This window comes from Pseudoalteromonas sp. TAB23, assembly GCF_000498075.1.
GTDB classification, from domain to species: domain Bacteria; phylum Pseudomonadota; class Gammaproteobacteria; order Enterobacterales; family Alteromonadaceae; genus Pseudoalteromonas; species Pseudoalteromonas arctica.
In genome coordinates, this window is sequence record NZ_AUTP01000172.1 from 26,972 (window position 1) to 40,633 (window position 13,662).

Here is a 13,662-nt window from a genome sequence, read left to right on the forward strand (position 1 = left end):
AACCGCTGAGGTCAATATGAGTCAAAAAATAGTTATTAAAGCAAATGTTAAACGCGAACTACAAGAGAGTGTACCAACGGTAAGCTACGAGTGGAATTGGCGTCGTATTGTGAGTATTGCTATGTTGGTATTAATGACCTCTGCAGCAGTTGTGTATGGCTTAACAACGTCAGCCAGTGCAGAGCAAGGTGAGCATCCAAATGAGCAGGAGCAATTTTTAAGCTTTAGTAGTAACGCTCAAAACCAGACAAGCGTTGAAGTAACGGATGTTGAGCCTCAATCATCAGTAAACAACACTCCTAACGAGCCCGCAGAGATAACGCAACCGAGCATTGAACCGTTATTATTTGCGCAGAATGAGGTTGAGCAAAGCATATCAATTAATGCACCTGATAAAGCGGATCTTGTAAATACTGATACAGTTTTATTAGCTAACAACGATATTGTGATTGATCAAAGTGAGAGTATTAATACAGAGTTAAACTCAAACCTTGATAATGATGTGCAAGAAGAAACCGCAGAAGCTCAAAACGTAGCTGAGCCAGCCAGTCAAAGCGACTTACTTTTAGATTTAGAAAGTGATGATGGTGCATTGAGTGGCACTGAAGGTTTTTCACCTACAGCACAAGTGGCAAGTGTGGCATTGGGGGCGCAAATAGATACAGGTAAAATTAGCCGTGCAGTACTTACTCGCAAAGTAAGTAAGCGTGAACCTACTAATGTGTTTGCTGCTGATATTAGATTAAGTCAGTTTGATGAAGGACTATCGTTTTTTAGTGAGATTAAAAATCTTCAAGGCCAGCAAGTTAAGCATGTTTGGTCGTTTGAGGGTGAGACTATGGCTGAAATTACACTTAATGTTACTTCGCCTCGCTACAGAACGTACTCAACAAAAAATATCATGGACACACAGGCAGGCCATTGGCGTGTTGATGTAGTTGATGAGCAAGGCAATTTAATTGCCCAAAAAGAATTTAGAATTTTAGCTGACTAAAACTAGCTAAACGCAGTAATTAATTGGATACCCTTATGACAGAAAAAACAAAATTAGTACGCATCGCAACGCGCAAAAGCGCCTTAGCACTTTGGCAGGCCGAATTTGTAAAAGCAGAGCTTGAGCGTTTTCATGCAGATGTGCGCGTAGAATTAGTCCCAATGTCGACGCAAGGGGATATAATTTTAGATACGCCATTGGCTAAAATTGGCGGTAAAGGCTTATTTGTTAAAGAGCTAGAGCAAGCCATGTTAGATGGCCGAGCTGATATTGCCGTGCATTCTATGAAGGACGTGCCAGTAGAGTTCCCAGAAGGATTAGAGCTGTATACTATTTGTGAGCGTGAAGATCCGCGTGATGCGTTTGTATCAAACAATTTTGCAAATTTAAACGAGCTACCACAGGGCGCTATTGTCGGTACTTCAAGCTTACGCCGCCAGTGCCAAATTAAGGCACTTCGCCCTGATTTAGATATTCGTGATTTGCGCGGTAATGTAAATACGCGTTTAGGTAAATTAGATGACGGCCAATATGATGCTATTATTTTAGCGGCTGCAGGGCTTATTCGTTTAGAAATGGAGTCGCGTATTGCTGACTACATTGAGCCAGAAGTGTCATTACCGGCAAATGGTCAAGGCGCTGTAGGTATCGAATGTCGTATTGATGATGAAGTAACAAAGGCATTACTTGTACCACTTGAGCATACCCAAACACGTATTCGCGTAAACGCAGAGCGTTCGATGAACCGCTATTTAGAAGGTGGTTGCCAAGTTCCTATTGGTGCTTATGCATTAGTTGATGGCGAGCAGGTACATTTGCGTGGTTTAGTTGGTGCTGTTGATGGCAGCGAAATTTTACGTGACGAAGTAACAGGTCATGTAAATGACGCAGAAGAACTAGGTATTGAGCTTGCTAAAAAATTACTAGCTCAAGGCGCAGACAAAATATTAGCTGAAGTTTATAGAGACGCATAAATGACACATATTCTGATAACTCGGCCCGAAGGAAAAGGCGCAGCCCTTGCACAGCAACTTGAGCAAGCGGGTTATCAGGCGTCTTTATTTCCGGTATTAAAAATAACGCATTTAACACCCTCCAGCACTGAACTTAGTCCGCTGTTAAATGCAGATAAAATAATATTTATATCGCAAGATGCAGTTAGTGCACTTTCGCAATTAAAACCCGATATAAATACCAAAGCGCAGTTTTATGCGGTTGGACAACAAACAGCCGATATTATATATGAGCAATTTGGTGTGCGCGCAGCAGTACCAAAGCAGTATGATTCAGAAGGGTTACTTGCGCTCAAATCACTCGCCGAGGTTGATGGCAGTAATATAGTGTTAGTTAAGGGGCAAGGTGGCCGCCCTGAGTTAGCTAAAACGCTAAAAGAGCGCGGTGCTTTTTTAAATAATTGTGTTGTGTACAAACGTGAACCCACAGAGAGTATCACCCCCAACTGGACAGACCACTGGAAAAGCCAGAATGTACACGGTATAGTCATAACAAGTAATGCAGCAGTTGATGCTATATTTAAAAGCCTTACTGCACACCAACTACAATGGTTACAACAGTGCCGATTTTATGTTGCAAGCGAGCGGATAGCCGCTTATTTAAAGTTGCAACAGGTAAGTTCGGCTAATATACACATTGCAGCAGGGGCTAGCGATAATGCTATGTTTACCTGCATAAATCAGCAAGGTAGCAACATGAGCGAACAGTCAAAGCCAGTTACGGCAGAAAAAGCCACACCAACAATAGCTAACACGGCCTCAGCTAAATCAGCTAAGCAAGAGCCAGCAGCTACAAAAAATACGACAGAAAAAAACAAACAAAAGGTAAGTAAGGTTGCAGCACTTGCGCTTCTTATTTCGTTAATTGTGGCCTCTGGTGTTGGATACGAGTTTTATCAAAAATTAAATGCTGGTAAGGCGCAAAACCTAGCCGTTAATGAGTTAAGCGAGCAAAATAAGTTACTCGTTCAAGAGCTGCAAGCACTTAAATCGGCGCAATCTAATTTGCAGCAAGCGCTGTTTAATAGTGAGAAAAAAGTAGCCGCAACCCTAAGTGAAAGTGCAGTTCAAAATCAGCAAGAGCTAAAAGCAGCCTTGCAAAAAGCGCAGCAACAAGGCTCGTCTTTAAACCCACAAGAAGTAACCAGCTTACAGCGTATGGCTGAATTTAAACTATGGGCTGAAAAAGATTACCAAGGCACTAGTGCTGTTTTAAAGCGCTTAGATGCATTACTTAGCGAACACCCAGGAACAGTTGAAGTTCGCCAAGCTATTATGCAAGACATACAAACACTTGATAGCCTTAAACCTATAGCAACCGAGGCTATTTATTTACAGTTAAACAGTGCACTTAATAGCGTTGATGATTTAGTTTTTAATGCGGTTAACTTGCCAGAAGAAGCGGCTGCAATAGATGAAAATGCTTTAAGTGATGACGTGAGTGATTGGCAGCAAAACCTGAGTAATAGCTGGAATAAGATTGTGGATAGCTTTATTACTATTCGCCAGCACGAAGGTGTTTCTATTGAGCCATTACTTACAGATCAAGAGCGCCATTTAATTAATCAACGTATAAAGCTTAATATAACTCAGGCACAAGATGCACTTATGAGTAAGCAGGCGAGTATTTTCTTTAGCGCCTTAAGTGAAGCAAAGCGTTTAGTTGGTGAGTACTTTAAGCAAGACGATGATGCAACCAAAACGGTACTTAAAGCGTTGTCTAAACTCGAAAAAGAGCAGCTTAATTTTAATCCAAAAATAACCTTAAATAGTACACAAAAGGTTAAGGAGTGGGCGCAATGATAGGGCTAATTATTTTAATTGTAGCTATTGTTGTTGTACTAGCGGTTACTCCATTTGTGCTAGATGAAAAAGGTTATGTACTTATTTCATTTAACAATACGACGATAGAAGGCACGATAGTATCGTTTTGTATAATGGCAGTCATTACCGCTGTTGTTTTATATTTAACATACAAGCTAATCCGCTACTTATTATCGATTTATCATAATACTAAACATGGCTTTTTTGCACGTAGCCAAGAGCGCAAACAAGCAGCTATTGAGCAGGCTCTGTGGAGTGCTATTAATGATGATTACGAGCACGTAGAACAGGCTTTATCGGGTAATAGCGTACCAGATAAGTTTGAAGATATTCGCTTAGCATTACTTGCAAAAGCAGCGCTTGCTAATAATCAAACAGATAAAGCACTTGAGCGTTTATTTGAAATAAGCCCAGAGCATCAATTAAAAGTAGCAAAGCTATGGTTGGCAAGTGGCGACAGTAGCGCGATTGAGTCACAAATGCGTATTAGTGCAGAAGCTAAAAAAGTCACCGCACTTGAGTTAAAACTTTATGCAGAAGTATTAGTACAGCAACAACACTTTAGTGCGCTGGAAGACTTTTTGCCGCGTTTACTGCGCAAAAAAGCACTTACTGATGCACAGTGGACGCAGTTATTTAGTGCCTACTTTAATGCGTTAGATGCAGACAAACTGAGCGAAAAATATAAACAGCTACCTAAAAAGCTGCAAGCTCATGCCCACACCGCATATTTAATGCAAATGGCGCAAGCAGGTCAATTGGCTGTTATTGAAAGTGACTTAATTAAAATGGTTAAGCACAATGAGCAACACTTAGAGCTTGCCAATATATTAAGTAAATCAACAGCAGCCGATGCGCCTAAGTTGCAAATAAACATACAAGAACGCCTTAAAAAGGATGATTCAAATAATTCACTATTACTTGCGCTGGCTTGCCTTGCTAATGCTAAAGGTGATTATGACTTAGCAGCTAGAATTTTTGATAAAGCACTGAATAGTGACAATAAAAAACAGTTCTCTGAACAAGCTGTTTTGAGTTATAAAAATAGTGCACAAGCAGAAAAGGCGCTCGTTTTATATCAATAAATGACTACACTATAACTACTTAGCATTTTTTGTAGTTCAGGAGCACAAGCATTGAGAAAGTTTTTAATATTAACCCTTAGCTTGGCTTGTGCTTACTTCTTTACTGGGTATTTTAGCAACTCACTTCTTTCTGTAGATGGCTATGCGGTCGCCTCTTGGCCGCCCTCAGGAATTGCTTTAGCGAGCTTTTTAATTTGGGGACGTAAGTCATTTATTGGCCTTATTCTTGGTGCTTTCTGTACTAACTTAATTCACCTTGATAACACCGTAGATATTCTTCATTTTAATGTGCTTTTACAAGCTATTTGCGTCACTTTAGCCTCTGTTTTACAGGCTTGGATTGGTCGTCAAATTATAGTAAATGTTATAAAGGCTCCGCTAGATTTATCTTCTTTAAAACACAGTGTTCAAAGCTTAATAGTAGCGGGGCCAATATGTTGTGTTATTGCTGCAGGTGTGGGAACTAGCTTATTAGCATTGAATAATGTGATTCCGACCAATGCTATTTTTGATAACTTTATAGCATGGTGGATTGGCGACAGTATTGGCGTACTTATATTTACACCTTTAGTACTCGCAGCCTTTAATTACACGCAAGTACGCCACCGTATGTTGGTAATTTTACCCTCGCTATTAATTTACATACTGATTAGCGTTAGTTTTTATGGCGCTGCTAGTGTTAAAAAAGAAAAAGATATTCAAAAGCAAGAAGCCAAAATACTTGTTGTGCAAAATGCTATAAGCCAAAAGCTTGATGGTATTACTGCTCATTTAGGCTTATTAGCTACATTTTTTGCTAGTAGTAGTGACGTGGATTTCAAAGAGTTTAAACAATTTACTTCAAAGCAGTTGGGCTACAGCCAAGAAATTCTAGCATTTGAATGGATACCTTATATACCAGCAAATAAACTCGCAGATTTTGAAACACATGAAAATACAGCCTCCGGCCAACCTCTATATATAAAAGAAAAGTCACTAGATGGAGCTTGGCAACCTGCAGGTACTCGTAGTAATTACTTTCCAGTAAAGTACGTATATCCCTTAAAAGGTAATGAAGATGTTTTAGGGTTTGATTTAGCTTCTAGTAAAGTAAGAGGTGCAGCGCTTAGCAAAGCGAAAGAGCTTAATGAACTTGCACTAAGTGAGCCAATTAACTTGGTCCAAAATACAGCCGAACACGGTGTACTTTTTTTATATCCTGTTTTTGGAGAGTCCTCTACCGAAGATGATTTTCAAGGCTTTGTGGCAGCGATTATCAGCCTGAAACGCTTATCGCAAACACTATTATTTGATCACAACAACTCAATTTCAGCCAGTTTTTTTGATACAACGATACCAGGGAAAAAGCAGGCAATTTATATTGCCGATACCGATAACTCGCAGGCGCTATTTAAAGAATATCAATTGTTGATTGGCAAGCGCATGTGGCAGGTCGAGTTATATGAACCAATAGTTAGAACGTCTTGGTTAATGTATTGGCTTGCACAAATAGTAGGTATGTTGTTTGTGTGGTTACTGATTACATTTTTGATTTCAGTTACAGGTACAAACATACAAATTCGCGAACAAGTGGCCAAGCAAACACATACACTACGCAAAGAAAAACAAAAAGCAGATGAAGCGAGTCATATTAAAGGACAGTTTTTAGCAAACATGAGTCACGAAGTCCGCACCCCTATTAACGGTATAAAAGGGCTGCATTATTTAGCGCTGCAGCAGAATGATTGGCAACAAGCAAGAAGTTACATTGAACAAGCAGATGGAGCACTTGGTGTTTTACTGCGGGTATTAAACGATGTGCTCGACTTTTCAAAAATGGAAGCAGGCAAGCTAGACTTAATGCAAGAGCCTATTAATGTAGCGAGTTTAGCGGATGAAATGCTTAATTTACTTCAGTTTGAAGCTGACATTAAATCAATAAAGTTAAGTCTCGATTTTGATAAAACATCAAATTTGGTCATTAATACCGATCCAATCCGCTTAAAACAAGTGCTGCTGAATCTGCTCAATAATGCGGTTAAATTTACAGGGGAAGGTGAGATCACTCTGAAAATTTGGCAGTCGAAAAAAATGACTTACTTTAGTATTAACGATACGGGTATTGGTATTAGTAGCGAAGCACAAAAACAATTGTTTAAACCGTTTGCGCAAGCCGATAGCTCAACCTCACGTCAATATGGTGGTACAGGCTTAGGGTTAAGTATTTGCAGAAAGCTGGTTGAGTTAATGGGTGGTGCAATTGATTTAGTCAGTTATGAAGGTAAAGGTTCTACATTTACATTTAGTTTGCCGCTTATATCGCCTTTACCAAAGGCAGAGAAAATTCAACAGCAATACGACGAAATAGATGTAAGTACCTTATCATTCGCAAACTATAAGTTACTTTTAGTCGAAGATAATCCACTTAACCAGCATGTTGCCAGTGCCATTTTAAAAACAAAAGGGTGTATTGCCGACATTGCTAATGATGGTTTTGAAGCCATAGAAAAGCTAACCGAAAATAGCTACGACATTGTTCTTATGGATATTCAGATGCCAAAAATGGATGGACTCCAAGCAACAAAAGTAATTCGTTGTGATTTAGGGTTAATTGATTTACCCATAATAGGGCTATCGGCGAACGCCCATGACGATGACGTTAAAAAGGCATTAGCCTCTGGAATGAATAGTTATATTACCAAACCTATTGATGCAAATACGCTTTTTAAAACTCTTTGGCATTATTTATCAAATAAATAAGTAACGTTATTTTTTGCACAAAAAGCAGACATATGACCGCTTAAACTTAACGCAAACCATATAGACTTGAAAAATAACTATATCTGCGTATCATGCGCGCAAATTTAACTAAACTGGGTTGCTATTATGATCAATAGAAAATTACCTTTGCTAGATATTCACCGTCATTTAGATGGTAATGTACGTGCGCAAACCATATTAGAACTTGGTCGTCAGTTTAATATAGAGTTACCTGTAGATAACGTTGAGGCATTAATTCCTCATGTTCAAGTTATTGACCCTGAGCCAAACCTTATGGCTTTTTTACAAAAGTTAGATTGGGGTGTCACTGTACTTGGCGACTACGATGCGTGTAGACGCATAGCGATTGAAAACATTGAAGATGCACAAGCACAAGGCCTTGATTATGTAGAGCTTCGATTTAGCCCTTACTACATGGCACAAAGCCAAGGTTTACACCCAGAAGGGGTTGTAGAGGCGGTTGTTGATGGTATTAAATCAGCAACAAAGGGTGCAAATATAAAAGCTAACTTGATTGGTATTTTATCGCGTACTTATGGCGTAAAAACATGTCAAAAAGAGCTTGATGCTTTACTCGCATTTAAAAATGATTTAGTCGCTGTTGATTTAGCTGGTGACGAAATTGGCTTTCCTGGTGAGTTGTTTGTAGAGCACTTTAAACAAGTACGAAATGCTTATTTAGCTTCGACTATTCATGCTGGAGAGGCACTCGGTGCTCCAAGTATTTGGCAAGCAATTAATGAGCTAGGTGCAAGCCGAATAGGGCATGGCGTTAAAGCTATTGAAGATCCAAAACTAATGGATTACTTACGCGATAACCGTATTGGTATTGAGTCGTGCTTAACAAGTAATATTCAAACCAGTACAGTAAACGATTTAGCTAAGCACCCACTTAAACAGTTTTTAGATCACGGTATTTTAGCGTGTATTAATACTGATGACCCTGCGGTTGAAGGCATTGAAATTGAGTACGAATATACCGTTGCAGCACCTAAAGCGGGCTTATCTCAAGCTGATATGGAAAAAGCCCAAAAAAATGCATTAGAAATAGCATTTTTAAGCGATGGCGATAAAAAAGAACTTTCAGCAATCGTTAGCGCACGTTAATTTAAGAATATTAAAAATGCCGCTTTATATAAGCGGCATTTTTGTATTTGTAATGTCAGTTTAATTAACGCGTTTGGCAACTTATATAATTATCGTAAAGTGCTTTAAGTACGTCAGCTCGGCTGATCATGCCGATTACTTTAACACCCTCTACAACAGGGTAGTTTTTTGGTTTACCGGGCTGCATTTGCTCTGCAAGCTCAATAATATTGGTATCGCCGCTAACGGTCACTACCTTTGTTTGCATAAGTTGCGATACTTTAACCATCCCATCACAAAAATAACTGCTTTGCGTAAGTGGTTTTAATAGTTCTTGCTCAGATATAAATCCGACTAGGCATTTATCTTTATCAAATACTGGTGCGCCAAGTAGTTTAAATTTTTGTAGTTCTGCTATGGCTGTCGTCATTTCTGTATCTGGTGTGATATTTGGCAACTTGCGTTGCATAAAATCTTTTACTTTTGTATTTAGCATTTGGGTCTCTCCCGCTGATGTTCTATACAAAGTATGGTTTATAGATAGGGATTTAGGAAATTGTTTATGTTGATGAGATTGATAGGTTTTAACTATTAAGTATTTGTTGTTATATAAAATAAAAGCACCGATTAGGTGCCTTTATTCATAACTGAAAGTTAATTTCAATTATTTGATAAATGCGAATGCATCGGCGTACATGTTTTCACGAATTGCACCATGAGTAATAAAGTCATCACGGACAATACCTATCATGTCAAAACGACCGGCCATATAAATATCGTATGGTTCAAGTGATACAATATCTTGCATTACCGCTTTATGTACATAGCCAGTGTGACCTTGCCAATTAGCAGATGGATTTTCTACCACAGGGATAAACTCAAAGTTTTTGTGGCTATCGGCCCATGTTTGCATTTCTGTATGTGCGTATAAAGCTGACTCTTCTTTTACACCCCAGTAAAATAATACAGGACGGTCGCACTTAATTTCAGCTAAGTGATCAGCCATTGATTTTGCGTATGAAAAACCAGTGCCACCAGCAAGTAAAATAATAGGGCGCTCACATTGCAGGCGCAACTGTGAAATACCCAAGCCAGCTTCAATGTCTACTAACTGCCCAGTGGTATGGGCGTTTCGTAAATGTTCCAGCGATTGCATTGCATACGAATCGGCACCTGACGCGCCAATATGCAGTTCTATTGCATCGCACTGTGAAGGGCGACTAGCTATAGAAAAAGCACGTTTGTCTTTTTCGCCCAATACGAGTTGCATGTATTGGCCAGCTTCAAAGGTCACAGGTTGTTGTGGCTTTAAAATTACTTTGTGAACAAATTCTGTAAGTGGGCTGATAGCTACAACTTCAGCTTTTAATGTTTGCATTTTTTACCTTTTAGCAGCGCTTTAAACAGCAGATACGCAATCGAATGACTCGATTCTAGCATATCTGCAGGGTTATTTTATAGCCTGTTATGTACTTACATATAAACACTTAAAGAATATTAAGGCTTTCCCAAATATCATCTACGCGGTCTTTGGTGTCTTTATCCATAACAATAGGCTCGCCCCATTCGCGGGTGGTTTCGCCAGGCCATTTATTGGTGGCATCCATTCCCATTTTTGAACCAAGGCCAGAGACTGGCGATGCAAAATCGAGATAATCAATAGGTGTGTTTTCTATTAATGTTGTATCGCGAGCAGGATCCATCCGGGTTGTTATAGCCCAAATAACATCTTCCCAATCACGGGCATTAATATCGTCATCGCACACAATTACAAACTTGGTATACATAAACTGACGTAAGAACGACCAAACCCCCATCATCACGCGCTTGGCATGGCCAGGATATTGTTTTTTCATTGTTACAATCGCCATACGGTATGAGCACCCTTCAGGCGGCAGGTAAAAGTCGACTATTTCAGGAAACTGCTTTTGTAATATCGGCACAAACACTTCATTAAGTGCTACACCTAAAATAGCAGGTTCATCAGGCGGACGACCAGTAAATGTGCTGTGATAAATAGGATATTTACGATGTGTTAAGTGAGTCACCGTCATAACTGGAAAGTCATCCACTTCATTATAGTAACCAGTATGATCGCCATAAGGGCCTTCAGGCGCCATTTCACCTGGCATAATGTAACCTTCAAGGATTATTTCTGCACTGGCAGGAACTTGCAAGTCATTGGAAATAGATTTTACAACTTCGGTTCTGCTACCACGTAATAAACCCGCAAATGCATATTCGCTTAACGTGTCAGGGACCGGCGTTACAGCGCCGAGTATTGTGGCCGGATCGGCACCTAATGCGACTGAAACTGGGTAAGGTTGCCCTGGGTTTTCTTTACACCATTCTTGAAAATCAAGCGCGCCACCACGATGAGATAACCAGCGCATAATTATTTTATTTTTACTTAATAGTTGTTGGCGATAAATACCTAAATTTTGGCGCTTTTTATAAGGCCCTTTAGTAACTGTAAGGCCCCAAGTAATTAATGGCGCTGCATCACCTGGCCAACAATGTTGAATAGGTAATTTAGTTAAGTCTACATCATCACCTTCTAAAACTACTTGTTGGCAAGGCGCTTTTTTAACTTCTTTTGCTGGCATATTAAGCACTTGCTTAAAAATAGGTATAGCGCTTAAAGCTTCTTTAATACCCTTTGGTGGATCAGGCTCTTTTAAAAAAGCGAGTAGTTTACCTACTTCGCGCAGCTCGCTAACGTCTGTTTGGCCCATGCCCATTGCTACGCGTTTTGGTGTACCAAATAAGTTGGTAAGCACCGGCATATCGTAGCCTTTTGGATTTTCGAATAATAACGCAGGACCTTTAGCACGCAATGTGCGATCAGATATTTCGGTCATTTCAAGATACGGGTCGATTTCTTGGGTGATACGTTTAAGTTCGCCTTTTTTTTCAAGCAAATCGATAAAATCACGTAGATCTTTATATTTCATTGTGGGCCGCTATTAAGCAAAAGAGTTGAAGTATTATACCCATTTCATGCAAGCCAAGTCATTACTTGCACTTAAAACTTAAAGCGCTCTACGGCACTTGTTAAGGAGTGTGCAAGTTGATTTACGTCTTCACTTTCGCTTGCTAGGGTTGTCGCGTTTTTGGCATTCAAGGTTGCTTGCTCTGTCACCTTGGCCATTATTTGTTGAATGTCGCTACTGTTAGTCAATTGCTCATGTGATGCATGAGCAATTTGCTCACTCATCTGATTAACAGACAACAATGTGCTTTTAATACGCTCTACGGCTTTATTTAGTTCAGTGCTGTTTTTGACACATTGCTTGGCTTGGTGTTGGCCATCAGTAATGTGTTCTTGAGTTGTTTTAGTGTGTTGTTGCAATGTTTGGATCATGGTGTTTATTTCGCTAGTCGAGGTCTGTGTACGTGCAGCTAATGATCGAACCTCATCAGCAACTACAGCAAACCCGCGTCCGTTTTCACCCGCTCGCGCTGCTTCAATTGCAGCATTGAGTGCCAATAAGTTGGTCTGCTCGGCAATGCTGCTAATTGTTTCAACAATGGCTTCAATAAGCTGAGTGTGTTGGGCTAGTTCCTCAGTGCTGCCTACTGCTTTATCAAGGCGCTGTAATAAAGTTTCTATACTTAGACTATTTTGATTAGCAATGACGTGGTCAACTAAATTCAGTCACCCTAGTTAAGAAACCATATCTAATGTTTCGGTTCGTTCTTCAAAGTCATTTGGGCTTTGATAATTTAAGTACGAATGTAAGCGACGACTGTTGTACCACATGCAGATGTAATTCATTACATCCTGTTGAGCTTCATAACGCGTTGGGTAATTTTTCCAATGCACGCGCTCTTGCTTCAAACTACCGAAGAAGCTTTCTGCAACAGCATTATCCCAGCAACAACCTTTCTTACTCATGCTACCAATGAAGTCGTTTGACTTGAGCAATCTACGATATTGATGGCTTGCATATTGAACCCCTTGATCTGAATGGATAATCAACCCTGCTTTGGGTTGGCGTTGCCACATCGCCATAGTCAGTGCGTCACAGACAAGCTGCGCTTTCATTCGTGAGCCCATGCTCCAACCAACGACTTTACGCGAATATAAATCAATCACTACCGCCAGATATAACCAACCTTCTGCAGTCCAAACATAAGTGATATCTTGTACCCAAGCTTGATCAGCGGCTTCAACGTTGAAGTTTTGCTCAAGTACATTGGGATAAATAGGCTTGTTATGGTCACTATTCGTTGTTACTTTGTATTTCTTTTTATAACGCACCCAGACATTTGCCTCTTTCATTAACTGTGCTGTTTTGTGACGGCTCACCGGAAAACCGAGTGCATTTAAGACTTTCTGAATACGCCTTTCACCGTAAGTATTATCACTGAAGTGCGCTATGTCCTTGACCCAATCAATCATTTCTTGATGTGTTGGATCCTCTGATTTAGTTGAATATCGCTTTTGATAACTATAGTAATTGTTACTTTTTACACCCAGTATTCGGCACATTACCGCCACAGGCCAGGTCTTCTTGTATTGGGTTATGAACGAGTATTTCACTTCGTTTCTTTGGCAAAGAAGACCGTCGCTTTTTTTAATATTTCACGCTCCATTTCTAGGCGTTTCACTTGCGCTTTTAGCTCTCTGATCTCTTCTTGCTCAGGGGTCAAATTACCATTCCCTCTAAAAGCCTGCCCATCATCATTTTCAGCTTCTTTTATCCACCGACCAAGCATGTTGGGATTTACCCCTAAATTTCTAGAGGCTTCTGCTTGAGAGTAGTTTTGCTCAACAACTAATGCGATGGCATCAAGTTTAAATTCTTTGGAATACTTTTTACGTTTTGTCATTATCGATCTCCAGTTAAGTTGATTATCTCTTAACTGGGGTAGTCGAATCCATTAAACCACGTCA

10 protein-coding genes and 1 pseudogene are annotated in these 13,662 nt (G+C 39.9%); 6 read left to right on the plus strand and 5 right to left on the minus strand.

The window, feature by feature from the left end:
• Nucleotides 1-16 precede the first annotated feature (16 nt).
• The 6 genes from L654_RS0108035 to add all read left to right on the plus strand — a co-directional run bounded on the left by L654_RS0108035 (nucleotide 17) and on the right by add (nucleotide 8,783).
• Nucleotides 17-994 carry a DUF2914 domain-containing protein gene (locus L654_RS0108035; protein ID WP_024607741.1) on the plus strand — a complete coding sequence of 326 codons (978 nt, stop codon included), beginning with the start codon at nucleotides 17-19 and terminating at the stop codon, nucleotides 992-994.
• Between the two features lie 35 nt (nucleotides 995-1,029).
• Nucleotides 1,030-1,968: a hydroxymethylbilane synthase gene (hemC, locus tag L654_RS0108040; RefSeq protein ID WP_024607742.1), complete on the plus strand. Its 939-nt coding sequence runs from the start codon at nucleotides 1,030-1,032 to the stop codon at nucleotides 1,966-1,968.
• The gene (locus L654_RS0108045; protein WP_024607743.1) at nucleotides 1,969-3,810 is read left to right on the plus strand and encodes a uroporphyrinogen-III C-methyltransferase; all 1,842 of its coding nucleotides are present in this window, start codon (nucleotides 1,969-1,971) and stop codon (nucleotides 3,808-3,810) included. It begins immediately after the preceding gene.
• Nucleotides 3,807-4,916: a heme biosynthesis HemY N-terminal domain-containing protein gene (locus L654_RS0108050; protein WP_024607744.1), complete on the plus strand. Its 1,110-nt coding sequence runs from the start codon at nucleotides 3,807-3,809 to the stop codon at nucleotides 4,914-4,916. The genes L654_RS0108045 and L654_RS0108050 overlap by 4 nt, the downstream gene beginning before the upstream one ends.
• A gap of 51 nt (nucleotides 4,917-4,967) precedes the next feature.
• Entirely contained in the window at nucleotides 4,968-7,655 is a 2,688-nt protein-coding gene (locus L654_RS0108055; protein WP_024607745.1) for a CHASE domain-containing protein, read from the plus strand.
• A gap of 126 nt (nucleotides 7,656-7,781) precedes the next feature.
• The gene (gene add, locus L654_RS0108060; RefSeq protein ID WP_024607746.1) at nucleotides 7,782-8,783 is read left to right on the plus strand and encodes an adenosine deaminase; all 1,002 of its coding nucleotides are present in this window, start codon (nucleotides 7,782-7,784) and stop codon (nucleotides 8,781-8,783) included.
• A gap of 64 nt (nucleotides 8,784-8,847) precedes the next feature.
• Here add and L654_RS0108065 read toward each other — a convergent pair whose 3' ends face one another.
• The 5 genes and pseudogenes from L654_RS0108065 to L654_RS0108085 all read right to left on the minus strand — a co-directional run bounded on the left by L654_RS0108065 (nucleotide 8,848) and on the right by L654_RS0108085 (nucleotide 13,598).
• Nucleotides 8,848-9,258: a CBS domain-containing protein gene (locus L654_RS0108065; RefSeq protein WP_024592608.1), complete on the minus strand. Its 411-nt coding sequence runs from the start codon at nucleotides 9,256-9,258 to the stop codon at nucleotides 8,848-8,850.
• A 168-nt stretch (nucleotides 9,259-9,426) separates the two neighbouring features.
• Nucleotides 9,427-10,140 carry an NAD(P)H-flavin reductase gene (gene fre / locus L654_RS0108070; protein WP_024589658.1) on the minus strand — a complete coding sequence of 238 codons (714 nt, stop codon included), beginning with the start codon at nucleotides 10,138-10,140 and terminating at the stop codon, nucleotides 9,427-9,429.
• Between the two features lie 109 nt (nucleotides 10,141-10,249).
• Entirely contained in the window at nucleotides 10,250-11,716 is a 1,467-nt protein-coding gene (gene ubiD, locus L654_RS0108075; RefSeq protein WP_024607747.1) for a 4-hydroxy-3-polyprenylbenzoate decarboxylase, read from the minus strand.
• Between the two features lie 71 nt (nucleotides 11,717-11,787).
• A pseudogene (locus tag L654_RS0108080) lies at nucleotides 11,788-12,405 on the minus strand (methyl-accepting chemotaxis protein); the annotation flags it as partial.
• A 24-nt stretch (nucleotides 12,406-12,429) separates the two neighbouring features.
• A protein-coding gene (locus L654_RS0108085) for an IS3 family transposase (protein WP_139016089.1) occupies nucleotides 12,430-13,598 on the minus strand; the annotation gives its coding sequence in 2 pieces (ribosomal slippage) (nucleotides 12,430-13,322 and nucleotides 13,322-13,598; 1,170 coding nt in all).
• Nucleotides 13,599-13,662 lie beyond the last annotated feature (64 nt).